This is a genomic window from Paenibacillus sp. S-38, from assembly GCF_049942825.1.
Classification (GTDB): Bacteria; Bacillota; Bacilli; order Paenibacillales; family NBRC-103111; genus Paenibacillus_G.
The window spans coordinates 1,356,397-1,381,527 of sequence record NZ_CP187970.1 but is presented as its reverse complement, the minus strand read 5'-3'; the positions used below and the strand labels follow the sequence as shown (position 1 = coordinate 1,381,527).

At 56.7% G+C, this 25,131-nt stretch carries 18 protein-coding genes and 1 riboswitch; of the genes, 4 read left to right on the top strand and 14 right to left on the bottom strand.

Translation table 11 applies throughout. From position 1 onward, the window contains the following. Nucleotides 1-62 precede the first annotated feature (62 nt). Nucleotides 63-5,147 (bottom strand): Ig-like domain-containing protein, encoded by a 5,085-nt coding sequence (locus ACP26L_RS06560; protein WP_426451763.1) that lies wholly within the window; start codon nucleotides 5,145-5,147, stop codon nucleotides 63-65. 665 nt (nucleotides 5,148-5,812) lie between these two features. Here ACP26L_RS06560 and ACP26L_RS06555 point away from each other — a divergent pair. Continuing rightward, nucleotides 5,813-6,760, top strand: a complete 948-nt coding sequence (locus ACP26L_RS06555; protein ID WP_426451762.1) for a cation diffusion facilitator family transporter — start codon at nucleotides 5,813-5,815, stop codon at nucleotides 6,758-6,760. 123 nt (nucleotides 6,761-6,883) lie between these two features. Here ACP26L_RS06555 and ACP26L_RS06550 read toward each other — a convergent pair whose 3' ends face one another. The 5 genes from ACP26L_RS06550 to ACP26L_RS06530 all read right to left on the bottom strand — a co-directional run bounded on the left by ACP26L_RS06550 (nucleotide 6,884) and on the right by ACP26L_RS06530 (nucleotide 12,526). Next, nucleotides 6,884-8,023, bottom strand: a complete 1,140-nt coding sequence (locus tag ACP26L_RS06550; protein WP_426451761.1) for a glycoside hydrolase family 88 protein — start codon at nucleotides 8,021-8,023, stop codon at nucleotides 6,884-6,886. A 52-nt stretch (nucleotides 8,024-8,075) separates the two neighbouring features. Then, entirely contained in the window at nucleotides 8,076-9,143 is a 1,068-nt protein-coding gene (locus ACP26L_RS06545; protein ID WP_426451760.1) for a LacI family DNA-binding transcriptional regulator, read from the bottom strand. Nucleotides 9,144-9,322: 179 nt separating this feature from the next. Further along, nucleotides 9,323-10,090, bottom strand: coding sequence for a succinate dehydrogenase iron-sulfur subunit (sdhB, locus tag ACP26L_RS06540; RefSeq protein ID WP_426451759.1), 768 nt, complete (start codon nucleotides 10,088-10,090; stop codon nucleotides 9,323-9,325). Nucleotides 10,091-10,092: 2 nt separating this feature from the next. Next, on the bottom strand, nucleotides 10,093-11,853 hold the full coding sequence (gene sdhA, locus ACP26L_RS06535; protein ID WP_426451758.1) for a succinate dehydrogenase flavoprotein subunit: 1,761 nt from the start codon (nucleotides 11,851-11,853) through the stop codon (nucleotides 10,093-10,095). 16 nt (nucleotides 11,854-11,869) lie between these two features. Further along, nucleotides 11,870-12,526, bottom strand: coding sequence for a succinate dehydrogenase cytochrome b558 subunit (locus ACP26L_RS06530; RefSeq protein ID WP_426451757.1), 657 nt, complete (start codon nucleotides 12,524-12,526; stop codon nucleotides 11,870-11,872). Nucleotides 12,527-12,794: 268 nt separating this feature from the next. On the opposite strand from ACP26L_RS06530, the gene ACP26L_RS06525 reads away from it, so the two are divergent. After that, nucleotides 12,795-13,706 carry a LysR family transcriptional regulator gene (locus ACP26L_RS06525; protein WP_426451756.1) on the top strand — a complete coding sequence of 304 codons (912 nt, stop codon included), beginning with the start codon at nucleotides 12,795-12,797 and terminating at the stop codon, nucleotides 13,704-13,706. Between the two features lie 76 nt (nucleotides 13,707-13,782). On the opposite strand, the gene ACP26L_RS06520 is transcribed toward ACP26L_RS06525, so the two are convergent. The 3 genes from ACP26L_RS06520 to ACP26L_RS06510 are packed head-to-tail and all read right to left on the bottom strand — an operon-like array spanning nucleotide 13,783 to nucleotide 17,098. Then, nucleotides 13,783-15,012 carry a cation:proton antiporter gene (locus ACP26L_RS06520; RefSeq protein WP_426451755.1) on the bottom strand — a complete coding sequence of 410 codons (1,230 nt, stop codon included), beginning with the start codon at nucleotides 15,010-15,012 and terminating at the stop codon, nucleotides 13,783-13,785. Between the two features lie 56 nt (nucleotides 15,013-15,068). Further along, nucleotides 15,069-15,731 (bottom strand): potassium channel family protein, encoded by a 663-nt coding sequence (locus ACP26L_RS06515; protein WP_426451754.1) that lies wholly within the window; start codon nucleotides 15,729-15,731, stop codon nucleotides 15,069-15,071. 14 nt (nucleotides 15,732-15,745) lie between these two features. Continuing rightward, nucleotides 15,746-17,098 (bottom strand): TrkH family potassium uptake protein, encoded by a 1,353-nt coding sequence (locus tag ACP26L_RS06510; protein WP_426451753.1) that lies wholly within the window; start codon nucleotides 17,096-17,098, stop codon nucleotides 15,746-15,748. Nucleotides 17,099-17,175: 77 nt separating this feature from the next. After that, a riboswitch (cyclic di-AMP (ydaO/yuaA leader) is annotated at nucleotides 17,176-17,324 on the bottom strand. 232 nt (nucleotides 17,325-17,556) lie between these two features. Between ACP26L_RS06510 and ACP26L_RS06505 the strand changes: the two genes are divergently transcribed. Continuing rightward, a complete protein-coding gene (locus tag ACP26L_RS06505) occupies nucleotides 17,557-19,239 on the top strand; it encodes a CPBP family intramembrane glutamic endopeptidase (protein ID WP_426451752.1) in 1,683 nt (560 codons plus the stop codon). Here ACP26L_RS06505 and uvrC read toward each other — a convergent pair. After that, nucleotides 19,175-21,190: an excinuclease ABC subunit UvrC gene (uvrC, locus tag ACP26L_RS06500; RefSeq protein WP_426451751.1), complete on the bottom strand. Its 2,016-nt coding sequence runs from the start codon at nucleotides 21,188-21,190 to the stop codon at nucleotides 19,175-19,177. The two genes, ACP26L_RS06505 and uvrC, sit on opposite strands and share 65 nt — an antisense overlap. A 166-nt stretch (nucleotides 21,191-21,356) precedes the next feature. Continuing rightward, complete coding sequence (trxA, locus tag ACP26L_RS06495; RefSeq protein ID WP_426451750.1) at nucleotides 21,357-21,674, bottom strand: thioredoxin; 318 nt, start codon at nucleotides 21,672-21,674, stop codon at nucleotides 21,357-21,359. 167 nt (nucleotides 21,675-21,841) lie between these two features. Here trxA and ACP26L_RS06490 point away from each other — a divergent pair, with 167 nt between their 5' ends. Then, nucleotides 21,842-21,991: a YqzM family protein gene (locus ACP26L_RS06490; RefSeq protein ID WP_426451749.1), complete on the top strand. Its 150-nt coding sequence runs from the start codon at nucleotides 21,842-21,844 to the stop codon at nucleotides 21,989-21,991. A 92-nt stretch (nucleotides 21,992-22,083) separates the two neighbouring features. On the opposite strand, the gene dnaI is transcribed toward ACP26L_RS06490, so the two are convergent. The 3 genes from dnaI to ACP26L_RS06475 all read right to left on the bottom strand — a co-directional run bounded on the left by dnaI (nucleotide 22,084) and on the right by ACP26L_RS06475 (nucleotide 25,038). Continuing rightward, nucleotides 22,084-23,040, bottom strand: a complete 957-nt coding sequence (gene dnaI, locus ACP26L_RS06485) for a primosomal protein DnaI (protein ID WP_426451748.1) — start codon at nucleotides 23,038-23,040, stop codon at nucleotides 22,084-22,086. Between the two features lie 40 nt (nucleotides 23,041-23,080). Further along, a complete protein-coding gene (locus ACP26L_RS06480) occupies nucleotides 23,081-24,586 on the bottom strand; it encodes a helicase DnaB (protein WP_426451747.1) in 1,506 nt (501 codons plus the stop codon). 167 nt (nucleotides 24,587-24,753) lie between these two features. Then, nucleotides 24,754-25,038: a YuiB family protein gene (locus tag ACP26L_RS06475; RefSeq protein WP_426451746.1), complete on the bottom strand. Its 285-nt coding sequence runs from the start codon at nucleotides 25,036-25,038 to the stop codon at nucleotides 24,754-24,756. Between the last annotated feature and the right edge of the window lie 93 nt (nucleotides 25,039-25,131).

Here is a 25,131-nt window from a genome sequence, read left to right as displayed (position 1 = left end):
GTTGTAGATCGAAAGGGCTGCTCGTACAAGCAGCCTCTCTCGGTCTTCCTTCATTCATTTCCTTAAGGGGTATGAGAAAATAGGGTTGAATAATTCAGCGGAGTGAGATCCCATTCCCCACTCATCTGGAATGCCGTGGATCCTGTCCTAATCCCTTTTTTACGGATCATATTTCCGATGGTCGGAAGCGGCTCCGTGTTATTGGAGGAAGGCCTCCAATTCTTGTCCCCGATCACATCGACAACCTGGCCATTCTTGACGAGCTCGAACGCACAAACGACATATCCATTCCCGGTCATCTCCAGTTCGTTGTGATACCATTGAACTGGTGTAATGTCCATCAGATCATAGAATGTATAATTGATTACAATGCCGAGCGTTCCCGGGTATATTTGATTCACAGCAGCATAAGGCAGCGGATTGATATCTCGATTCTTCATGACTTCCATCTGCTGTGTATTCCGATTGTACCGATACCCTACTACCGTGTAATTCTGTTCGCTCTCCGAGTGGTTGTAGAACTCCAGTTCAATCCTTCCCTCTGGCCCCCGGGCATACTCCGCAAAGTATACGCCTGCGCCCTGCTGTTCTTGAACCACAACCTCGATAAAAGCACCTGTCCCATCTGCAGCGATCACCCAATACCCAGTGGTTCCCAGTCCGGATACAGCCACTTTAAACACCTTCCCGTTCAGCGGCTGCGGTACGTCCGGGGTCATCGCGCCTTTCGGTTGGTTGTATATGGTAAGGCTGTTCTGCGTCGGGAAGAAAGCGGAGAGATCATACGAAACATCCGAGACCCCCTGCTTGGTTAGGATCTGTTGGTTATTCACAACCTGGACGGCCATTACATCGATCGTCGCATTCGTGACTCCGCCGCGCCCATCATCGGCCGTCACAGTTACCGTGGTTCTGCCATGCCCGGCACCCGGAGAGATCGTCAGCGTGCTGCCGTTCATGGAGGCTTGCACCAGATTTCCATCTGCCGCGGTGGCGGTATAGGTCAACGTATCGTTATCCGGATCACTGAACAGATGAGCAATAGAGAACTGGTTGGCCGGCACGCCGGTGCCGATCAGCTGCAGCGGTACGGTCCCTGCGACTACAGGCGATTCATTCGAAGAAACGTTCGCCGAGAAGGTGGTTTGCACCGAGTTGCCCGCAGGGTCGTGGGCGGTCACGGTGATAACGGCTTGTCCGTCCGCCATGCCCGTTACGATGAGCTGGCTGCCGTTAACAGAGACGGAAGCGATGGCTGAATCGGAAGAGACTGCTTCGTAAGTGAGCGTATCCCCGTCTGCATCACTGAACACAGGTGTCAGATTCACCGTCACGTCGCGGTTCGGGTTCATCCGCTGGCTGCTGATTGGAGCTGCTACCGTAGGTGCCTGATTGGGCCGAACAGTGACTTCAAAGGACCGGGTCACTGTACCGCCATGGCCATCCACTGCGGTGACGGACACGCTGGCCGTACCCACAGCCACTGGGGAGAGAGTCAGCCGGCTGCCGTTCATGGATACGGCTGCAGCAGCCGCATCGGACGAAACGGCAGTGATCGTCAGCGCATCCCCATCCGGATCGGTGAAGATACCGGACAAATCGATCGTTGTATCCCCACTGAAGAGAGTGACCGTCTGGTCCTGGATCGGCGAAGCTTGAGGCGCCCGGTTGATCCGGACAGTGAACGTGTCGCTTTGCTGTCCGCCCCGGCCGTCATTGGCGGTTACCCGAATCTCGGCTGTCCCACCGGTCACTGGGTGAATCGTGAGCTGCCCCTGACTCAGTGCAGCCGCCGCCACATTCGGCGACAGGGACTCTGCAGTCAGCGTCAGGGAGTCTTGATCTTCGTCGCAAAAGAGCGTGCTCACATCCAGTTGCAGATCGCTGTCTCCCCAAGTCATCGCCTTGTCTTCCAGGGCGTTCAGCACCTGCGGAGCACGGTTGATATCAACGGCAAACGTCCGGCTCAAGCTTCCTCCCCTGCCGTCCTTTGCGGTGACCGTCACCGAAGTCGAGCCCGCGGCCACCGGCGTAAGGTGAACCTGCTTATCCGTAACCGATACGCCAGCCAGACCCGGATCGGCCGATACCGCTTCTATCGTCCAGGAGTCTCCATCCGGATCCGTGAACAGTCCGCTGAAGTCTACCGTTTGGCTGCCCTCACCGATCGTGATCGTTTGGCCCGTCAGTGAGCCTGCCGCTTCCGGCTTACGGTTTACCTTTACCGTAAAGCTGCCGCTGACCGTGCCCCCACGACCGTCGTCCGCCGTTACCGTGACCTTGGTGCTCCCGAAGGACACCGGTACGGCCGTTAGCTTAGTACCGGATACCGATACCGTGGCGATGCCGGTGTCAGCGGAAGCTGCAGTCAAGGTCAGGGCATCCCCGTTGGCATCCGTAAAGCTCCCCGACAAGTCCACAATCTCCGCGCTCCCGTTCTCTTGAAGCGTAAGATCGGCGATCGGCTGTCCGAGCGCCGGTGCCTCGTTCACTCGAACGAGGAAGTCGTCCGTCATCGACCCGCCATGACCGTCGTCTGCTGTAAGGGTAACGGTCGTCGAACCGCCGGCGACCGGTGTAATCTGCACCTGCTTGCCGGCGAGGCTCACAGCGACAATGCCCGGATCAGCAGATACGGCCTGCAGAGTCAGGGAATCGCCATTGGTGTCACTGAATACGGAAGTAAGATCCACCGTTAGGGGGCCCGCACCGATCATGACGTCCTGATCCGCAGATGGGCTTGCCACCTGCGGAGCCCTGTTCGTACGGACGGTGAAGGCTTGAGAGGCTTGTCCGCCTTTGCCATCCTTCGCCGTTACCGTCACAGTGGTTTGTCCATCCCCTGCCGGTGTGATCTGCAGCTCAGAACCGTTGACCGTAACCGCAGCAACCTGCAGATCCTGCACGGCGGCCTCGAAGGTCAGCGTATCTCCGTCCAAATCTTCAAAGGCATTTGACAGCCCCACCTTGCCTGCCGTTCCCAGTGTCACGACTTGTTCTGCAATGACTGCGTCCGCGGCAGGAGCACGGTTGGTTGTGACCGAGATCATTTTGCTCACGGACCCGCCCTTGCCATCTATCGCTGCAACCGTAATGGAAGCGGAGCCAGGCCCCACCGGCGTCAAGATCAGCTCACTGCCGGATACGGTCCCCGCGGCCACCTCCGGATGATCCGAAGCCGCGGCCTCATACGTGAGCGCATCGAGGTCCGGGTCGTTGAAGTACGTGTTCAAGTTCACCCGCGTATCCCCCGCATTCAAGGTGACGTACTGCTCCGGAACGTCGGCTGCCACAGGGTGTTGATTGACCGTGACGATGAAATCGTCGGTAGCCTTGTTGTTATACTTGTCGAATGCCTGGACCCTGACCGTTATTTTCCCTTTCAGCCGCGGCTCCACCGTCAGAATGTTCCCGTTGACCGCCGCCGTTACAATCTCAGGTGCAGAAGCCGTTTTTACGAGCTGCGCTTTGTAGGAAGTAATATTGTTGTCAGCATCAGAGAATACTTGGAAAAGATCGATATCTTTGGTCGAGCCCATCGTGATCGTAAAATCACTGATCGGGCTTGCCACCTTCGGCGAGCTCCCCGTAGAAGAACCTCCGCCGGAGGAGCTGGTAGTAGTCGTTGACGCTGGAGCTGAAGTACTTTGTACTCCATTCACCGCCCCAATCTGCGACTGGACTTGGGTGTAGTTCGTAACGGCACTGCTCGGTGCAACCCCCGCCGGCAGCGTCAAGCTCTGCACTTGCGTTTGAGCACCCAGCGTAACCTTGGATGCAGCCGGTGCCAGGTCGAGCTGATTGACCGTTCCCGTGGTTCCCAATGTTACAGGAGCGGTCGTATCAACGGTCACTTTGCCGATATTGGCATTCCCCGTAATGGTAGAAGCCGTATTCACCTGCAGAGAGCCGACAGTTCCCTGAAGCTGTACGCTTTGAGCGCCAACCTTGACTGTCACCTGGTCGATGCTCGCTTCACCGCTTCCCACGAGCGTGGCGTTCGAAGCGACATTCACCTCTTGAACAAAAGCCTGTCCGAGCACCTCGACCCGTACGTCTTCCTTATTCACATCCACTGTAGTTAAGGTGGAATCCTTAAAGACTACAGTATTTGTGTCCCCGCCGTTGACCAGCGTCTTCCCCTTCACATCGATACTTTCGCTGTAAAAGTCCTGCTGCAGTGCACGGCTGACCTCCAGGTCGCCGGTAATCGTCAGATCCTTCATGGAGATAAAGTCGGCCGCTACTTTCAGCGTCCCATCAATCACACCCTGCTGACCATTCAGCAGCAGGTTGCCGCTGAACTCTTCTCCGCCGGGCAGTGCGGCTTTCCCGCTGCTGCGCAGCTCCAGGTACGTGATCTTGTTGATTTGGCCATCCGCTTCCTCGAAGCGAATCTTGGCCCCTTGCAGAATCTGGCTGTTGCGGGGGTGCAGAATGCCCTGCACCTGTTCGGACGCCGTGTATTTCCGTCCGCCGATGTATACCGCATCGCTGGAGATACGCTGGATCGTATGGGGCGCCCTCTGAAGGAAGCGTCCGGCCACCATAGCTACGGCTTGACGGTCCGCTTCGTCCAGCGGACGGAAGCGGCCGTCATCGCCGCCTTCGATCAGTCCAAGTTCTGCAGCTTTGGCTACGGCCGCCTTGGCATACTCCGCAATGGCTTCGGCATCCTGGAATGTGACAGAAGCGGCAGCTCCAGCAGGTGCCGCATCCTCAAGCGAAGCTGCGAAAATAACCGCCATATCCTGGCGTGTCAGAGGCTGAGCACCACCGAAACGGCCTTCGCCCATCCCGCTGACCAGCCCGGCCTTCACGGCGGCCTCAATATATGGATAAGCGTAGTGCTGCTCCGGAATATCTGTGAATGTGGGAGCCGATGGCGGGTTGGAGATATCCAATCCGAGTGCGCGGGTCAGAATGATGACGAAATCCTGCCGCGACATTCGGCCTGCGGGGTTGAACTGACCTTCTCCAACGCCTTCTACGATACCCGCTTCCACGAGCTGCTCAATCGTGCCTTTGGCATAAGAATGTTCAATATCTGTAAAGGCCCTCTTCAAGGGGCTTGCCTGAACTGGAGAAACGAGAGTACCCAAAAGTGCTGCAGTGGTCAGCACCTTGATTGCCTGATGTCTATACATGGGATGTACGTTCCTTCCTTCATCGGTTCTCATTGGTTTCATTGTCTTCCTATTCTATTTATGTCGGTTTTTGTCGAATTAATATTTAGAATCAATTTCCGGTTAACTAACGAATGCCCTCTGTCCTTAGGGATGCCAAAGGTCTGGAATGTACAATAAAAAAGACACGCTAATGGCGTGTCTCGGCCTGTTAACCCACCTTCCAAATTAGGAAGCATCTACAGGTCTTTTTTTGTAGAAGTTTTAATAAGACAAAAAAAGAGGCCCTCCAACGGGGAGGGCCTTAAGGTGTATATATTAAAAAGGGGGTCTTGAGACTTATCATACAGCCTTAAGATGAAAAGCATGTAACAAATAGATTTCAGTTGTGTAACAAATTTGAAAGCGCTGCAGATATAATGAGAAAGACTCTCATGATAATGAGAAAGGCTTTCAAATCTTTGATAAAACTTATCATTATAATGAAAATCAATATCAAATCGCTGAAAATCGCTATCAATTAAAGTATTTGCCAAAATTTCAGCCTTGACGTATAATCCGAGACATACAGCCACTCTATTCCTTCTAGTGGATGACAGCTAGAGAATACTGGGCTAATCCAGCCATCCGGACAACATACAGCATGGACTTCCGGAGAATACACTGTAGGAAAGGTCGGTGATCCCATGTACGACTACCATCATCTGCACCATGTCAAGGAACAGTCCCGTTCCAAGAAAACCTTATGGATTACGCTGCTTCTCACGGCTTTCTTCACGGTCGTGGAGATCGTCGGCGGCCTGCTCTCCAATTCGCTCGCCCTCCTCTCGGATTCGGCTCATATGATCTCGGACGTCATTGCCCTCGGGCTGAGCATGACCGCCATCTATCTGGCCTCGCGTCCGCCCAACGCCCAGTTCACGTTCGGCTATCTGCGCTTCGAGATCATCGCCTCGTTCCTGAACGGGCTGGCCCTCGCCGTCATCGCCATCGGCATCTTCATCGAAGGCGGGCGCCGGTTCATCGAGCCCCAGACGATCGATTTCAAGCTGATGCTGGGCATCGCCTCCATTGGTTTTCTCGTGAACCTGACCTTGACGCTGGTTCTCAGCCGCAGCATGAAGGAAGAGGAGAATCTCAATATCCAGAGCGCCTTATGGCACTTTATCGGTGATCTTCTTAGCTCTGCCGGTGTCATCGTATCGGCCGTCATTATTTATTTTACCGGGCTGCAGTGGGTCGATCCCTTGGTCAGTATGCTGATCGGCGGCATCATCTTCGCAGGCGGCGTCAAGATTCTGAAGGAATCGTATCTCATTCTGATGGAATCCGTTCCTGACCGCTTCAATCTCGATGAGATCCGTTCGGCCATCGGCAATGTCGAAGGCGTCGAAGACGTGCATGAGATGCACCTGTGGGCCGTATCGAGCGACCATTACTCGCTGACTGCCCATGTCTTCGTTGACGAAAAAGTGCAGCCCTTCTGCATCATCCTCGCCATCAACGAGACGCTGAAGGAGAGGTTCGGCATCGAGCACTCCACCATCCAAACGGAGCATGCGACAATCCATCCGCACGGTGACTACGGTAGGGAATTCCTGCGCAGCAAGGAAGAAGGCCAGTCCTTCTCTTGATGCCTTCATCCTTGGCCCCCCCCCCAAAAAACAACCCCCTTTCCCCAGCGTTCGGCTGGAGAAAGGGGGTTATCCATGTCGGCGTACCGCCATGCACCCAACTTATAAAGGCATATGAATGAATCAGTCCTGTCCCCGTTCGTACCAGTAGCCGGGAATGTCCCGCTCCAGCCGGAGCAGCGTCTCCAAGTAGAAGTAATCGCCCCAGCTCATATAATCGTCCGGCGACCTGTTGTCACGGACACTGTAAGAGCCGTGCAGCAGCAGGCCTTCCGCGTCGGGCTGGCCCATGGTGGAGTAGTTCTCCACCAGGGAAGTGACCGAACGCTGCAGGGCCGCTTCGATGTAGGCGCGCTCCGTATGCGCACTGTCCAGATGCGAGAGCAGCTCGATTGTGCCGGCTGCGGCAATCGCCGAAGCCGAACTGTCGCGGCGCGTCTCCCCGTTCACCGGCGCATCGAAGTCCCAGTACGCTACGCTGTCTTCGGGCAGATGCTCGTAGAAGAAGCGGGCCAGCCTGCGAGAGGTCTCCAGGTACAGCGGGTTCTTCGTATACCGGTAGGACAAAGCGAAGCCGTAAATGCCCCAGGCCTGCCCCCGCGTCCAAGTGGAGCCGTCCCGGTAGCCTTGGGCCGTTCCACCGCGCAGCGAATCGCCGTTCTGCGGATCGAAGAAAAACGTGTGATACGAGGAGTCATCTCCCCGGACAAGGAAGCGGCGGGAAAGATCTGCGTGCCGTACGGCGACGTCACGGTATTTCTCTTCTCCCGTCTGCCCGTAAGCCCAATACAGCAGCGGCAGATTCATCAAGCAGTCGATGATGATCCGGCCGCCGTTATGCGGGTCTCCTTCTGCCCCCCATGCCTGGATGAAGCCGCCTTGGGGACGCCAGCGCCGCATGAGGACATCGGCTGCTTCCAGCGTGAGCTTCCGGGCCTCTTCGTCCCCCTCGATCAGCCATTGGGCTTTGGCCGAGAGCGAATACAGGAAGCCGATATCATGGTGATCAAGCACTCGGTTCTGATCGAGCCGCTGGCGGAAGCTGTCGACCGTGCGGCGTGCGGCCTGACGGAAGATCGCATCGCCCGAGTATTCATAGCACAGCCAGAGCATGCCGGACCAGAAGCCTTCGGTCCAGTCCGTATTGTCGTTCAGAATGTACTTGTCTCCTGCACCTACATGAGGGAATCTGTCGCCAAACCGGTTGATGTTCTCTCTCGTCTTCCCTACCGCATCTTCGATGGCCTGCTGCCACAAGGTCATTAGCCGGACACTCCTCTTCGGATTGGGATGGGACCAGCATTCATCATTTCTCCTAAGGCTGGGTGGACAAACGGGCAATGAGCCCGAGCGGAATACGGATCTCCGGGGTATCGACAGCGGTGGTCTTCTCCTGAGGCGTCTGTTCTTCTTCCGCTTCCCCTTCATTGCCACCGAGCTTCTCGAGCATGAGCTCCATCGCAAGCTTCGCCTGATCGTTGTAAGGGATATCCAACGTCGACAGTCCCGGATAGCAGAGCGCGGACAGAGGATCATTGTTGATGCCGATGATCTTGTAATCCTGCGGCACCCGGAACCCCAGGCTCTGTACGGCCGACATGAAAGTGAAGGCCGTAAAGTCATCGAAGCCGATCAAGCCGACCGGTCCCTCACCCGCTCCGAGCTTTCCGATCCCTTCCACGGCTTCTTCTACCGAACCGGGGTACCGCTGCGTCTCGAGAATATCGGATGGCACCCGCTCCGGGAGCCGGGCGAGCCCCGCCTGGAACCCGAGCCGCCGCTGCGCGTCCACCGCATGCGCTTCCGGCCGGCTGAGGTAATAGAGCCGCCGGCAGCCGCTCTCATAGAGATGCAGCACAGCTGCCTCCACACCGCCCGCGAAGTCGAGATTGACGGCCCCGATGGCGATATCGCCCGGCCAGCCCCAGCCGTTGAAGAGCACGAGCGGCGTTCCGTCGCGGACAATCTGCCGCGTCGCTTCCTGCGACATCGCCAGACCGTGGCAGAACAGGCCGTCAACCCGGCGCTGCAGCAGCACGTCGAGATGCCGCTTCTCGATCTCCGGATCAAAGCCGGCAGCCGAGAACACGGACAAGTGGTAGCCGTGCAGGTGGGCCATGCGCTGCATTTCCTCGGCGAACCGCCCGTAGTAGCCGCCGAAGCCGGGCACGAGCATGCCGAGCTCATAGGACTTGCGCCGGCTGAGGCTGGCCGCCATGACGTTGCGGCGGTAGCCGAGCTGCTCCGCGGCTTCTTCGACCTTGCGGATCGTCTCCTCGGACATCGGAACATTCCGGCGGTTGAGCACGTTCGAGACCGTAGCGATCGAAACGCCAGCCGCTTCAGCAAGATCTACGATAGTAATCTGGCGTTTTCTGCTCATGCCATCCACAACCCCTTTACCTTGCAGAAATGAAGAGTAAGGTCCTTCATCCTGTTAATTGAAACGTTTAAACACATTTTACCTCCTCCATTTCTGCCCGTCAATGATTTTTCAAGCCCTCTATGAAAAAAGCTCCCCTTCCCTGCTGCCGCAGTGAAGAGAAGCCGGATAAGACCTGTTTACACACCAAGCCATTTCTTGAACAGATGCTTTGTCGTGTCGAGGTTCATCGCCGCGATGGAAGTCGTCAGCGGAATTCCCTTCGGGCAGGAACGCACGCAGTTCTGTGAGTTCCCGCAGCCCTCGATGCCGCCGTCTTCCATCAGCGCTTCGAGACGCTCATGCGCGTTCATCTCACCCGTTGGGTGAGCGTTGAACAGACGCACCTGCGATACGGCCGCCGGCCCGATGAAGTCCGTCTTGTCGTTGACATTCGGACAGGACTCCAGGCAGACGCCGCAGGTCATGCATTTGGACAGCTCATAGGCCCACTGGCGCTTGGCTTCCGCCATACGCGGCCCCGGTCCCAGATCGTACGTGCCGTCGATCGGGATCCATGCCTTGACCTTCTTCAGCGCCGAGAACATCCGCTCCCGGTTGATGACCAGGTCACGCACGACAGGGAACGTGGACATCGGCGCAATACGGATCGGCTGCTCGAGCTTGTCGACGAGCGCGGAGCACGCCTGGCGCGGCTTGCCGTTGATGACCATGGAGCAGGCGCCGCACACTTCCTCAAGGCAGTTCGATTCCCAGCATACCGGCGTCGTTGCTTTGCCCGAAGCGTTCACCGGGTTACGCTGAATCTCCATCAGCGCAGAGATGACGTTCATGTTGGGGCGGTAAGGCACTTCGAATTCCTCAGTGTAGGACTTGCCGTCTGCGGAATCCTGGCGTGTGACGATGAATTTAACCTTCCTGCTTGCAGCTGCGGTTGCTTCGGCCATGATTAATGACCTCCCTTCTTCTTATCGGTCGTATAGTCACGCTTACGCGGTGCAATGAGTGAGACGTCGACTTCCTCGTACGAGATCTGCGGGCCTTCCGCCGTCCATGTCGCCTTGGTCGTCTTCAGGAACTGATCGTCATTACGCTCAGGGAAGTCCGGCTTATAGTGAGCTCCGCGGCTTTCGTCACGCAGCAGGGCGCCGAGGGTCATCGCATGAGAGAGCTCGAGCATGTTCCACAGCTGGCGGGTGTAAGCAACCCCCGGATTGTTATAGCGTGCGGAGTCATTGATATTGATGTTCTTGTAACGCTGCTTGAGCTCGTTGATCTTGGCGATCGTCTGCTCCAGCTTCTTGTTATAGCGAACAACCGTCATGTTATCGGTCATCCATTCGCCGAGCTCTCTGCCCAGCACGTACGCATTCTCTTTGCCGTCCATCTTCAGGATGCTCTCATACTTGTCCGTATGCAGCTTGCCGTAACGGTCGAAGACGGAGGAGGAGATGTCGTCGGCCGACTTGTCGAGGCCACGGATATACTCGATGGCTTTCGGACCGGTCACCATCCCGCCGAAGATGGCGGACAGCAGGGAGTTCGCACCGAGACGGTTCGCACCGTGGTACTGGTATTCGCACTCGCCGCAGGCAAAGAGGCCCGGAATGTTCGTCATTTGGTTGTAGTCGACCCACATACCGCCCATCGAGTAGTGGACCGCAGGGAAAATCTTCATCGGAATCTTCCGCGGGTCGTCGCCCATGAACTTCTCGTAGATCTCGATGATCCCGCCGAGCTTCACGTCGAGTTCCTTCGGATCTTTATGGGACAGGTCAAGGTAAACCATGTTCTCGCCGTTGACGCCGAGCTTCATGTCTACGCAGACCGCAAAAATCTCCCGCGTTGCAATATCACGCGGTACGAGGTTGCCGTACGCCGGATATTTCTCTTCAAGGAAGTACCATGGCTTGCCGTCCTTGTACGTCCATACACGGCCGCCTTCGCCGCGTGCGGATTCGGACATGAGACGCAGCTTGTCGTCGCCCGGGATCGCCGTAGGGTGAATCTGGATGAACTCGCCGTTGGCATAGTGCACGCCCTGCTGATACACGGCACTCGCCGCCGTACCGGTGTTGATGACGGAGTTGGTCGTCTTGCCGAAGATGATGCCGGGGCCGCCTGTTGCCAGGATAACCGCATCGGCTTTGAACGTGTTGACTTCCATGCTTCGCAGGTCCTGCCCTGCGATCCCGCGGCATACGCCGTCGTCGTCGAGAATCGCGCCGAGGAACTCCCAGTGCTCGTACTTCTTGACAAGACCGGCGGTCTCCCAGCGGCGTACCTGCTCATCGAGCGCGTACAGCAGCTGCTGGCCGGTCGTTGCGCCCGCAAACGCGGTACGGTGGTGCTTCGTCCCCCCAAAACGGCGGAAATCCAAGAGACCTTCCGGCGTACGGTTGAACATAACGCCCATCCGGTCCATGAGGTGGATGATGCCCGGTGCGGCTTCGCACATGGCTTTAACCGGCGGCTGGTTCGCAAGGAAGTCGCCCCCGTATACGGTATCGTCGAAGTGCTCCCAAGGCGAGTCGCCTTCCCCTTTGGTATTGACGGCACCGTTGATGCCGCCCTGAGCACAGACGGAGTGAGAACGTTTAACCGGTACCAAGGAGAACAGGTCGACGTGTACGCCGGCCTCTGCTGCTTTGATGGTCGCCATCAAGCCTGCCAGGCCTCCACCGACTACGATAATTTTAGAATTCGCCATGATTGTCCGTTCCCCCTTAGTGCGTAGCCATCTGCGGCACTTGCTGGAACTGCGGATCCGTGAAGGCCGTCAGAGACAGAATGAACATAATAGACATGATTACGAACACACCCATCCACACGTAAGTGGAAACACGCTGTGCCCGCGGACCTACCGTAACGCCCCAGCTGACGAGGAAAGACCACATCCCGTTGCTGAAGTGGAACACGGCGGCCACAATCCCGATACAGTAGAATACAAAGTTAACAGTGTCGGTTGCGATGCTGTGCATCTGCACGCCGATGGCTTCCTGCGCCACATTGCCAAGCGTAATCTGGAAACGTGTCTGGAAGAAGTGGAACGCCACGAAGATGAAGGTGATGACACCGGTTACTCGCTGCAGGAAGAACATCTGGTTACGGAAGTAACCGTAGTTATTCACGTTGTTGCGGGCGGTGTAAGCCACATACAGTCCATAGATGGCGTGATAAGCCAGTGGAATCCAGATCCCGAAGATTTCAAGCACAAGCACGAGCGGAAGGCCGTGAAGCCATTCGACATGCTCCAGGAATCCCTCATGCCCTCCCTTGAACGCTGAGTAATTCGTCAGCAGGTGCTCGATCAGGAAGAAACCGACCGGGATAACACCCAACAATGAATGCAGCTTTCGAGAATAATACGAGTTTTTAAACATTACAATCCGTTCCCCCCTCAAGATAAGGCTTGTCACCGATTCGCCAAAACCATTTACCATTGTACTCCCGCGTACCTAGAGCGTCAACCGAGAAACCCCATCTTATTTTCCATGAATCGACAATCTTTTATGCAGTTCGCGGCAATCTTTGTGAACATGTCGTGACATTACCATACTACTCCCGTTTCGCTTATAATGGAAGTGCAGATTATTTATATCCTCTTATAACCTATATGCATAACCAATCCGTAAAAAGGGGGCCGCTCCCATGGAACATCTCATTGAATTCGCTGCTGTCGTCGAGCAGCAGAGCCTCAATAAAGCCTCGCAGCTCCTGAATCTATCGCAGCCCGCCCTCTCCCGCAAGATCATGCGGCTCGAAGAGGAGCTCGGGGTCGCGCTTTTCAAGCGCAGGGGCAAGCGGCTCGAGCTGACCCGCGCCGGCGAGATCTGCTATGAATATGCGATTGAGCAGAAGCGGCTCGAACGCAAGCTCCGTCAGGCGCTGCAGGCTTATTCCACCGACAGCAAGCCTGCCAGCATTATCATCGGCGCGTCGCTGACTACGCTGCAGTCCACCCTGCCGGAGCTCATCACCATCTACACGCAGGCTTATCCGCATACGGATATTAAGGCGGTGACCGGCAAGACGCACGAGATCGTCCCGCTCGTCAAGGACAAGAAGGTCGACATCGGGCTGGTGGCTTCCCAGATGTCCGATCCGGCGCTGACCTGTGTGCCGCTGTTCGACGACCATCTCTGCCTCGTGCTGCCTGAAGTGCATCCGCTTCAGGGTAACGAAGAAGTCGACATCCGCGATCTCCACGAGCTGCCGATGATCCTCTTCTCCCGCGGCACGTGGTACCGCGTGCTCATGGACGAGATGTTCCACCGGTACGAGGTGTATCCCGACGTCAAGATGGAGATCGACTCCTTCGAGGCCATCATCCGGCTGGTCTCTACCTGCAAGGCGGCTACGCTTCTGCCGGAGTCCTATCTGCGGCACAACTGGCTGGCGGACAACGAGGTCACCGTGCGTTACATTCCCGAGCTCGAGCAAACGAAAAGAACGACTTCCCTGCTGTTCACAGAGGATGCCGTTCTGGAGCCTTCCATACGCCGGTTTATCGACCATGCCGTCCTTCACTTCCGTTCGGAGGGCGGCACCCCCGCACCATAGGCGGATCCTGGCGCGGGAAAATCCGTTTCTTCTATTATATAGCGATATTCGCGGAGATGGGGAACGCCGGCCGGACCTATGGCCCCGGCTTCTCCTCCAGCCCGAGCTTCCGTGCCGCATAGGCTGTCGTCCCGGCCTGCAGCAGAATGGTGACAAGCACGGCCAGGAAGGTGACCGAAGCGATGATATCCGCATGCTCTACGCCCATCCCCACCACCATGCCGGAGAGTGCGGCCGGAATGACGCCGGTCTCGCGCACCCAGAACATGAAGAGCAGTTCATTGCGCTCCCACTGCGCCCGAGTGTCGGGAAGAGCGCACAAGAGAACCGTGATCGGCCGGGAAATCAGCATGAAGATGGCGATGACCCCGAGACTCGGCCAGAGATAGTCCAAGATGATCCCAAAGTCGACCTGGCTGCCGAGCAGGATAAAGATCAGCATCCGCAGGATGACCGTGAGGTTCTCCGCCACATGATGGAGCTCCTGCTTCCGGTCGGCAAAATCCAGCCCGAACAGCTCCGCATTCCCCCAGATGAGCCCCGCGGTGAAGGTGGCCATGAACCCGCTCACATGGAGCATCTCCCCTGCAAGATACGCGCCCACCGCAGCCACCAGCATCACGATCCCCGAGTAGTCCCGCAGAAAGCCGTACGACATGTGGGCCGCCAAGAAAGCAAGGACAAATCCGATCGCAATCCCGAGCCCGATACCGCCCAGCGCGGTAATCAGGAACTCCTTGACCGAGCCCCCTACGGAGATCGCTCCCCCGCCGGTTACCGCAGCAAGCAGGGTAAACGTAAGAATCGATCCGGTTGCGTCGTTAAAGGCGGATTCGCTTTCCACCGTCTCCCTGACTTTGGCCCGGATTTTCACCTGCTTGAAGACGGGTATCAATGTCGCCGGGTCGGTTGACGAGATGATGGCACCCAGGAGAAGCGCGTACATCCACGGCAGATGAAGCAGCCAATGGGAAGCCGCCGCGACGATCGCACACGTAATGAGCACGCCCGGAACCGAGAGCAGCGTAAGCGTAAGCCAGACCTTCTTGAGACCCCCGAGCCGGATATTGCGCCCACCGTCAAAGAGGATCAGGGTGGAGCCCACCGTCAGAATGAACTGGTTCGTAAAGGAGCTGCTCGGCTCCTCAATCCAGTGGAGGAGGGGGCCAAGCGCGATGCCGGCAAGCAGGAACAGCGCAACGTCCGGAAGCTTGAGAAGACCGGCCAGCCGGCCCACCAGCATTCCCGTCAGCAGGACGATGACAAGCAGATACATTACATGTTCCAGTGAAATTCCTTGTTCCATTTCGTCATCCCACCATTTTGATTTGCTTAATCGTGTTGTTCGTGAACGCCGGCCCGTTAGCGGATAACCGCATTCTCGAAGGTCTCGATCTGCTGATTCGTCCCGATAATGACCATAATGTCCTTCTCTTCCACCGTATCGGTTGCGGTAGGGGCAATGATGACGCCATCCTTCTTGTTGATGGCCACCACACTGCAGCCGTACCGCGCGCGCGTATCAAGCTCCTTCAGCGAACGGCCGGACAGACACCGTGGAACGGCCAGCTCGGCAATCGTATACTCTTTCGAGAGCTCGATATAGTCCAGCAGATTCGGCGAGACCAGCTGGTGCGCCACCCGGATGCCCATATCGCGCTCCGGATAGATGATCCGGTCCACACCGATCTTGCTCAATACTTTGCCATGGAGCTCCGAGAGCGCTTTGGCCACAACCGTACCGACACCGATATCCTTCAGCAGAATGGCCGTCAGGATGCTCGACTGGATATCATCCCCGATCGAGACGACCACACAGTCGAAGTTGCGGATGCCGAGAGACCGCAGGACCTCTTCATCCGTAGCGTCGGCTACGACGACATGGGTCAGCTTGTCGGCCATTTCCTCGACAGACTCCTCATCCTTATCAATGCCGAGCACCTCATAGCCAAGCTTCATGAGTTCCTTTGCTACGGAGGAGCCGAAGCGGCCCAGTCCGATGACAGCGTATTGACTGCGTTTCATGTGTTGTTGTTCCCCTATCCAATCGTAATTTTACCTTCCGGGTAACGGTATAATTCTTTCTCGGCTTTAGGTCCGAGAGCATAAGCTAAGGTCAGCGGGCCGAGCCGGCCGGCGAACATCGTAAGCGAGATCATTACTTTGCCGAACTCGGTTAGATCCGGTGTCAGCCCCATGGTGAGTCCCACCGTTCCGAAAGCCGAGGTCACCTCGAACAGTATCATCAGGAAGGAATGATCCTCGGTGGTCGTCAGCAGCATCGTAACGAAGATCACCAGGAACAGCGCGATCATCGTCAGGGTGATGGCTTTGAGAATCCGGTCCTTGCCAAGCCGGTAATGGAAGAGGACGATGTCTTCCTTGCCCCGGATCATGGCCACGATCGCCCCCACCAGTGTAGTGAAGGTGGTCGTCTTGATCCCCCCGCCCGTAGAGCCCGGCGAAGCACCGATGAACATCAGAATGATGGTAAAAAACTGACTCGCCTGCCGCATTCCGGCGATATCCACCGTGTTGGCTCCCGCCGTACGGGGGGATACGGATTGGAAGAGCGAGGCTAAGAACTTGCCTGACCAGGTCAGCGGGCCCAGTGTCTTCGCATTCGTCAGCTCGAACAAGAAGATGACCACCGTGCCGATGACGATCAGCAGTCCCGTGGCGCTCAGCACCACTTTGGAATGCAGCGACAGCTTCTTGATCCGCTTATATTCAATCAAATCGGAGATCACGATAAACCCGAGACCTCCAAGAATAATTAACATCATGGAAACCAGGTTAATCACCCAGTCGTCCGCGTAGGCGGTAAGGGAACTGAATTTCCCCGTAACCGATCCGAACAGGTCGAAGCCTGCATTATTGAAGAAAGAGATCGCATGAAAGATTCCGTAATAAATGCCCTTAGAGACTCCCAGGTCGAACGACCAGCGGATGGAGAAGATTACTGCGGCTATCGCCTCGATCGTCAGCGAGTACCGAATCACCTTGCGGATGAGCCGTACGATCCCTTCCATCGAGCCTTGATTCATCGCCTCCTGCAGAATCAGCCTTTCCTTGAGCGATATTCTTTTCTTGAGTACGAAGGCGAACAGCGTCGCCATGGTCATGAACCCAAGTCCCCCTACCTGAATCAGCAGGATGATGACAATTTGTCCGAAGACAGACCAGTACGTTCCCGTGTCGACGACAACCAGACCGGTCACACAGGTGGCGGAGGTTGCGGTGAATAAAGCATTGAGGAACGGTGTCGACTGACCGCTGGCTGTGGCCACAGGCAGCGACAGAAGAATACTGCCAATCAGAATAATGGCTGCGAATCCGAGCACCAGAATCTGCGGCGGCTTCAGCTCGAATTTCTTGGCGGCTGGCTTCAAATATCGTACACCTCGGTTCTCGAAATAAAGGCTTTTTTGCGCAAAAAAAAGACACTGGAAACCCAATGCCAAAAAATAGGTTCCTGTAACAAAGCCTACGAGGTTAGCTGACGGATTCGGATGTACAGGCACCCTATCATCACCGGCCTTAAACGGCCTTTGGATGAATTCACCCCTAAACTCATGGTTCCCCCGTTTTCCTTAAGAAATTCGGCTTTTTATTCAATTGATTTGAATTATAATCCTCTTTACTCTGCAGCACAAAGGCGTAATTCACCTAAAAGTCACGATAATCCCCTGGAAAGGGTATTTGTAAGCGTTATCTCCCTATTGACGCTCTCCCAATCATCTGTTTTCCTGCGCTTGCTCTTGAAATCATTGGATTTCGCGGAAGCATGTATGCTAATTTAGAAGAATATAATATACCTCACCCATTTCTGTCCCAAAAGGAGCTGTCCATGTCCAAGCGAATCAAGGAGCCGTCGCTTCTGCTGCTTGCCGTGATCGGATGCATTCTTTATTTCGGTGTCAACCTGTTCAGTCCTTATATGGAGGATGCCGAACGGATGGAGGAAGCGACTGAGGGGGTTCCCTCCGTTACACAGGGGCAGGCCGCCGATGCCGCCCTGCGCTTTGCCAGGGAGAAGCTGGGCCTCCGAGCGGAGAATCCCGCGACCCATGTGATCTACCAGGCCGTAAAACAGCAGAGCGGCTATCTGCAGAAAGAGCGGCTGTACGACGAATATCAGGAGCGCTTCGGAGAGAAACTTCCACTGGAGTTCTATGAGGTGGAGATCGGCGAACCGGACACCGGACTTACCCATTATATCCAAGTGAACTATACCAATCTCGGCATCATCGGCTGGGAAACCGGCCGTTCGGCTACCGCCCGCAGCGAGGGCGTCTCTTCGGAGAACGCTCCGGACTCCGAAGCCGTCATCCGGCAGACCCTGACCGATCTGGGGTATTCCCCGGATACGTTCGCCCTGGTTCCAGGCGGATCGAAGGCGCCGGGCCCGAATACCCTTCGGGTGTATCGGAGCAAAGCGGACACCATCGGTGAATCCCCGCTTGAGCTGCACGTCAAAGAAACCCGGGGCCGGATCACCTTATTCCGTCCCGAGTTTCCTGTGCCTGAAGCCTTCATCGACTGGCAGAATGCCCAGGATGACAAGGCCTCCCTGATGACCTGGACTTCCATGGGCCTGTCCACCGTCATGACGCTGACGGCCTTCATCCTGATTATCCGGGGCCGCCGCGACATCCGGTTCAGCCGAGGACTGGTCCTCACGCTGATCTTCACCGGCGTGTATCTGCTCAATAACTTCAACATGCTCCCGGCCTTCCGCACGGAGCACGGAAGCGGCCCGTCCGAGCCGCAGGCCGTATTCTACTTATGGTTCGTCAACATCTTCGTGCTGTTCATGGCGGCATCGACCTATCTGTCTCTGCTGGCCGGCAGGCAGCTGTGGCTGCGCAGAGGACTGAACCCCTGGCCGGTCTGGAGCGACGCCTCGTTCGGAGACAGCGTCCGTACGGCTATGGTCCGCGGGTACCTCTTCTGCCTGTTCGTGCTTGGCCTGCAGCAGGTCATGTTCTTCGCCGCCGCCGAGCTGTTCGATGTCTGGGCCGTGAGCGACCCGGCCGACTCGGTCTACAACATGCGGGTCCCCGGCGTCTTCCCGCTGATGGCCTGGGCGGCCTCCATCTCGGAGGAGGCCGTGTACCGGCTGCTCGGCATCGCCCTGGTGCTGTCGCTCACACGCAGCCGCTTCCTGGCGGTACTGCTGCCGAGCATCATCTGGGCGATGAGCCATACGCAGTATCCGATCTACCCGGTGTACACCCGGCTCATCGAAGTGACCGTCATCGGCCTCATCTTCGGCTATGTGTTCCTGCGCTACGGCTTCCTGACGGCGATCTTCGCCCATGCGGCGATGGACTCCATCCTGATGGGCCTGTCGCTGATGATCACCGGCAGCGCCGCCAACACCGCCGTGGGCGCATTCTACCTGCTCCTGCCGGCGCTGGCAGGCTGGCTGCTCTCCTGGCTTCACGACCGGTTCGGACCGAAGCCTAAGCCTCCGCGTGCTCCTCAGGAGCTTCCGCCGAATCCGCTTCCTCCGGCTCCCCAGCCGTAGCCTCCCCTTCCGTCCCGTTCAGGGACTGGAGGATGGTCAAGGCCAGCTTTTCTCCGATACCAAGAGGCTTAAAGTCTTCGGGCTGAGCCTCTTTTATTTTTTTGAGCGAGCCAAAATGCTTCAGGAGCGCCTTGCGCCGCTTCTCGCCGATCCCCGGCACCGAGTCCAGCGTGGAGACGACCATCGACTTGGCGCGGGTCTCCCGGTGGAAGGTGATCGCGAAGCGGTGCACCTCTTCCTGGATGCGCTGCAGCAGGTAGAACTCCTGGCTGTCCCGCGGCAGCGGAACGATCTCGGCCGGGTCGCCCATCAGAAGCTGGGCCGTCTTATGCTTCGCGTCCTTGACGAGGCCGCAGACCGGGATATAGAGCCCGAGCTCATTCTCGAGTACATCGACCGCCGCCGACAGATGGCCCCGCCCGCCGTCGATGACGATGAGATCCGGCATCGCCAGTCCTTCCTTGAGGACGCGCTCATACCGCCGGCGGACCACTTCCCGCATCGTCTCGTAGTCGTCCGGTCCCTGCACGGTCCGGATTTTGTACTTGCGGTACTCCTTGCGATCCGGCTTGCCGTCGGTGAAGACGACCATCGCCGATACCGGGTCGGAGCCTTGGATGTTCGAGTTGTCGAACGCCTCGATTCGCCGTACCGTACCTGTGCCCAAGTACTCACCGAGATTCTCGACGGCCTTCACCGTCCGCTCCTCGTCCCGGGCGAGCAGCCGGAACTTCTCGTCGAGCGCGACCCTCGCATTCTCGTTCGCCATGTCGACCATGTTCTTCTTGAGGCCGCGGCGCGGCACATGAACCTTGACCTTCAGCCAGCTCTCGAGCGCTTCCTTGATGTACTTCTTCGACTCCGGCGCGGCTTCCTCGTCTCCCTGCTGGGCCGCCGCTTCGGCCGTACCGGAGGTGTCTTCCACACGCTCGGCGGCAGCGGCCGCTTCGCCTTCCGCCCCGGTCTCCTCCTCGCCCCACGAAGGCAGGAACACTTCCTTCGGCAGGGCCGGATTCTCGCTGTAGTACTGCGTGACGAACGACAGGAAATCCTCGTAAGCCTCCCCGTAGTAAGGGAACATCGACGCATGGCGTTCAATCAGCTTCCCTTGGCGCATGTAGAGGATCTGGACGCACATCCAGCCCTTCTCGATCGCGAAGCCGAAGACGTCCCGGTCCGTCGCATCCGTCGTCGTGATCTTCTGCTTCTCCATCACCGTGTCAATATGCTGGATCTGGTCGCGCAGCTCCTTCGCCCGCTCGAAGTTCAGCTCCTCAGCCGCCTCCTGCATCTTTCGGCTGAGGTCCTTTTTGATCTCGTTATGCCCGCCGTTCAGGAATTTCGCGATCTCCGTGACCATCTTGTCATAGGTCTCCTGCTCTACTTCATACTCACAGGGGGCGACGCATTGACCGAGATGGTAATAAAGACACACCTTATCCGGCAGTGTGCGGCACTTGCGTAGCGGATACAGGCGCTCGAGCAGCTTCATCGTCATGTTCGCGGCATAGGGGTTTGGATAGGGGCCAAAATACTTGCCCTTGTCCTTCACCACCCGCCGGGTTACCTCGAGACGCGGGTGTTCCTCATTCGTAATCTTGATATAGGGAAAGGACTTGTCATCCTTGAGCAGCACGTTATAACGCGGATAGTACTTTTTGATCAGATTGCATTCCAGAATGAGGGCTTCCATGTTGCTTTCCGTTACAATATATTCGAAGTCGACAATCTCGCTGACGAGCAGCTGTGTCTTGATCGTGTGGCTCCCGGTAAAATAGGACCGCAGCCGGTTGCGCAGCACCTTCGCCTTGCCGACATAAATCACCTTGCCGTCGCGGTTCTTCATCAAATAACAGCCGGGCTGCTCCGGAACGAGCGCCAGCTTATTTTTGATGCTCTCCCGCACCTTGCGGCGCTCCTCGGGGGTCAGCTCCCCCTGTGTCGTCGTCATCTTCGGTTTCTCCCCTTTCCCTGCCGGTCCGCGGAGGACAACGGCAAAAAGCTCTTTTTCCCAGCATAGCAGAAAAAGAGCTTTGGTTCATGACTCAGAAAGTGTAAAATTGCGCGCAGCCTTGCTCTCTTACACTTTCCTCATCACGCGAGAGCTTTGCTGCCTCTTATTGGTGGCGGCCCAGCACGTTCTTCAGCGCGTCCTTGGACTGGAAGCCGACAACCTTATCCACCGGCTGGCCGTCCTTGAAGACGATCAGCGTCGGGATGCTCATCACGCCGAAGCGGGAGGCGGACTCCGGATTGTCGTCCACATTGACCTTCGCAATTTTGACGCTTTCGCCAATCTCTTTATCCAGCTCCTCAAGAATAGGAGCGATCATTTTGCACGGTCCGCACCAAGGAGCCCAAAAATCAACAAGAACCGTACCGGATCCTTCTACTTCGGCACCGAAGGACTGGTCAGATACATTCACGATAGCCATAGTTCAAATCTCTCCTTTTGCGGAATAAAGTCAACATGTAAAGTATACCACATCACTCCCACATTTCAACCGGACCAAAGTTTGCACAATTGTCACTTCCTGTCCTTTACATGCCTCTTGAAAATTGGGTATACTAATTCTATATGTGTGTCAAGGAGGTACTTGTCATGACGAACGATCCGAAACATCCGGAACTGCACGTGTATGAGGAAGGCCGGGACGATCTGATGGATACGGCCATGGGTTTCGGCGTATTCTTCGGTATCCTCTTCCTGATCGGTGTTGCGGCAACGATCATCTCGCTGCTGGTCAAGTAACGATTCCTGAACAAGAGAAAAGGCCTCTTCCGTCCATCCGGGCGAAAGAGGCTTTTTTGTGCCGTTAACCGGCGGGCGGTTATGGGGACATTTCAGGATACCGAGCCCCGCTTGTTATAACCGGACACTGAGACGACTTCCACGAACGGCCGGATCCGGTCCATGATGCGCCGCCCTTTGAATTCCTCGTCCCCGTCCTTGCTCGTGAAGCTGAAGTGCTTCTCAAGCGCATCGAGGTCATGGTTCGAAGTGAAGAACGTGGGCTTGCGGTTCATCCGGTAGTTGAGGATGGCGCCCATGACATGGTCTCTCAGCCACGGATTCAGGTTCTCCGCCCCCATGTCATCGAAGACAAGCAGATCGGTCTCCTTCAGGATGTCGATCGTCTCCTTGAGCTTCATCGGATCGTTGAACATCGACTTAAGGTCCTCCGCAAAATCCGGCATATAGACGATCGCGCCGGTGTACCCGTCGAGCGCCAGTTCATGCAGCATATAGCACATGAGGAACGTCTTCCCCGTGCCAAAGTGCCCTTCGAGGTAGAGCCCGGTCTTCTGCAGCCCGTCCTGGCGCGTGCGGAAGATGTAGCGAAGCAGCTGCTGCACTGCCGGCTGCCGCTCATCGTCCTTATCGATGATTTCGATCGTCGAATAGCCTTCGGATAGCGCTCGCTCGTCCACATAAAAGCTGCGGATCCGCTTGCGTACCGACTGCTGGGCCTCGTGGGCAAGGAACTTCTTGCAGGCCACCTTCTGGTCATGCACCCGCGTGCGGTCCTCCCCCGGCTCCACCGACAGCATCGAGTAATGCCCCTGCATGTCATTCGGGCACTTGTCGAGCCCCGGACAGTTCGAGCAGTTCTCGTATTCCTTTACATATTGATGCAGCTTGTTCAGGTTAAGCTTCATCGTCTGATAATCGAGCTGCGGATACTTCTGCCGCAGCTTCACGATCATCGGATCGGTCGCCACTTCACGCAGCTTGTCCTCCGCCTGCTGCAGCAGCCTGCGTCCCTGCCCTTTGCTCAGCATTTCCCCAAGCGATTCCATCCGGCTTCACCCTCCCAAGATGTCTATTGATATCAAGCCGCTACTCCTTGCGGATCCGCTGCCTGTCGAGCTGCTCGGCCATTCGGCGCAGCTCTTCCTGCTCGGCCGCCGACAGCTTCTTCGGCGCCGTCTCCTTCACGATCGGGATTACCGGCTTCTGGCGCCCACGTCCCCCTCTGGCGTTCGCGCCGCCGGCCGCCACCCCGCGTGCTTTTTGCTGCTGCTGGAACTTCTCCTGCTCCCGGATATACTGGACCGCCCCTTCGAACGTTGTGATCTGCTTGCCGAGCATGTCGGTAGCGGTCACGACGATCGACGATTTGGACCATGATCTTTTATTGACATAGATATAATGAATAAGTACGTTAATCACCGGTTCCGGGAGCCCGTTCACAAGCACGATCTCGGCGATGATCTCAAGCAGCTTCGTCGGCACCGAGCCATTGGAGAAGATCATGTCGAGCAGGAACGTATACGGCTCATTGCGCAGAATATAGTTATATTGATGCTGGTTGCATTCGCCCACGAACTTGTCGGGCACTTCCAGATAGAACTCCATCTCGACGACCTTGTCGCCGGAGCCCTCCGCGTCCGCATCCCCCGCGGCCTGGTCCCCTCTCGGCTTTGCGCCTTCCATCTTGGCCAGCACGAGCTTGCGCTCATCGCTGCGCTTGCGGTCGGCCAGGAAGGTCTGATTGGCCTTCGCCTGCAGCAGATCGAGATTGATCTGCCCCCGCTCGTCGAACACCCCGTCTTCATCCAGCAGCCGGCACAGGTCGGTCAGATACAGGTTGTACTTCTTCGCGACGAAATTCAGCGTCGCCATCTGCTCCGGCTCGTATTTGAGCTGCTCCACGTATTCCCGATTGGACGAATAGCTAGGGAAATGCATGATGATCTCCGCATATTGGAAGCCCTTCGGAGCCAGCTCCGGCTTCGTCTCGGCCGGGGCGGCGGCCGAAGCTTCGAAGAAGGCCTGCTCGAGCTCATAATCGATCACCTGCGTATTCAGCCGGAACAGGTCATAGAACGGTACCGACAGATTCTCGGAATTCGCATCCTTGAGATCCTCCGCTGCGGGCATCAGCAGCTCGTCGCGGAGGGCAAACACCGTGTACTTACCGACCTTGTCCCTCAGCAGCAGCGTCAGGTGCTGGTTGCGGAAGAATTCGCCCGGCGCCAGCGGCGGGAAGAGCGTATATTCATAAACATAGTCCTCGGACGCTGCGGCGAACCGCCTGCAGGTCTTCAGCAGGCCTACGGCCTCAAGCTTCGACGTCATCTCGATGAACTGCTGGCGGCCCCGCTCCCCGGACTCGAGCTCAAGGGCCATGAAGAGCTTGCGCTGCTGCTCCATAGCCGAGCATCCTACCTTGTCCGAAGGAAGCTGCTGGAAGAGCGTCTGGTAGACGGCGACCGCGTACGCCCCGATCATCGGCTGGTACATCGTCGCGAGCACCTTGTAATCCAAGGGGCTCAGCGAGAAGTCGCGCAGCACGCAGAACCGGTGATATTCACTAAAGTGGAGCCCATTCGTAATCCGCATTTCTGGTCAAAACCCCATCCGTGTGTTGAGTCTTACTCTTCATTTTAGCATAGGTGGGTCTATCCTTGTAGGAGGAAAAAGAAGGAGCCCGTCAGGGTCTGCAGTCTGCCGATCTGTAAGGAAAAGCAAAGCCCCGCCAAAAAGGCAGGGCCCGTCGATTGCATCCGTTAAAACATTTTGTATCCGTTCGTGCGCAGATACTTGATCGTAGAGCCGCTCAGAATGGCTCCGATTAGACCGCCCACCGCGGGAACATAGTCGACAAACGAGTACTCCGTGATGTTGGACGCCAGCGAGCCCGTGCCCCAGCCCCAATAAAGGACAAGCCCGATAACCAGCGCAATGTAGCCGTAGATCGGGAACCAGGTGGTCTTCATCAGCATGTTTAGGATAAAACCGAGCCCGAAGAAAAGAACGAACAGCAGCACGGTTACGATAATTAACTGCAGCAAGGCGAACACTCCCTTATTATCCTTATGGTCCCATTGTATATAAAAACGCCATCAGGGTAAAGTGAACGCTTGTTGAACTTGGGTACGCACACC

What these genes read in the sequence shown, in the direction of transcription:
- ACP26L_RS06560 (WP_426451763.1), bottom strand. Translation starts at nt 5,147, where the DNA reads ATGTATAGACATCAGGCAATCAAGGTGCTGACCACTGCAGCACTTTTG.
- ACP26L_RS06555 (WP_426451762.1), top strand. Translation starts at nt 5,813, where the DNA reads ATGTACGACTACCATCATCTGCACCATGTCAAGGAACAGTCCCGTTCC.
- ACP26L_RS06550 (WP_426451761.1), bottom strand. Translation starts at nt 8,023, where the DNA reads ATGACCTTGTGGCAGCAGGCCATCGAAGATGCGGTAGGGAAGACGAGA.
- ACP26L_RS06545 (WP_426451760.1), bottom strand. Translation starts at nt 9,143, where the DNA reads ATGAGCAGAAAACGCCAGATTACTATCGTAGATCTTGCTGAAGCGGCT.
- sdhB (WP_426451759.1), bottom strand. Translation starts at nt 10,090, where the DNA reads ATGGCCGAAGCAACCGCAGCTGCAAGCAGGAAGGTTAAATTCATCGTC.
- sdhA (WP_426451758.1), bottom strand. Translation starts at nt 11,853, where the DNA reads ATGGCGAATTCTAAAATTATCGTAGTCGGTGGAGGCCTGGCAGGCTTG.
- ACP26L_RS06530 (WP_426451757.1), bottom strand. Translation starts at nt 12,526, where the DNA reads ATGTTTAAAAACTCGTATTATTCTCGAAAGCTGCATTCATTGTTGGGT.
- ACP26L_RS06525 (WP_426451756.1), top strand. Translation starts at nt 12,795, where the DNA reads ATGGAACATCTCATTGAATTCGCTGCTGTCGTCGAGCAGCAGAGCCTC.
- ACP26L_RS06520 (WP_426451755.1), bottom strand. Translation starts at nt 15,012, where the DNA reads ATGGAACAAGGAATTTCACTGGAACATGTAATGTATCTGCTTGTCATC.
- ACP26L_RS06515 (WP_426451754.1), bottom strand. Translation starts at nt 15,731, where the DNA reads ATGAAACGCAGTCAATACGCTGTCATCGGACTGGGCCGCTTCGGCTCC.
- ACP26L_RS06505 (WP_426451752.1), top strand. Translation starts at nt 17,557, where the DNA reads ATGTCCAAGCGAATCAAGGAGCCGTCGCTTCTGCTGCTTGCCGTGATC.
- uvrC (WP_426451751.1), bottom strand. Translation starts at nt 21,190, where the DNA reads ATGACGACGACACAGGGGGAGCTGACCCCCGAGGAGCGCCGCAAGGTG.
- trxA (WP_426451750.1), bottom strand. Translation starts at nt 21,674, where the DNA reads ATGGCTATCGTGAATGTATCTGACCAGTCCTTCGGTGCCGAAGTAGAA.
- ACP26L_RS06490 (WP_426451749.1), top strand. Translation starts at nt 21,842, where the DNA reads ATGACGAACGATCCGAAACATCCGGAACTGCACGTGTATGAGGAAGGC.
- dnaI (WP_426451748.1), bottom strand. Translation starts at nt 23,040, where the DNA reads ATGGAATCGCTTGGGGAAATGCTGAGCAAAGGGCAGGGACGCAGGCTG.
- ACP26L_RS06480 (WP_426451747.1), bottom strand. Translation starts at nt 24,586, where the DNA reads ATGCGGATTACGAATGGGCTCCACTTTAGTGAATATCACCGGTTCTGC.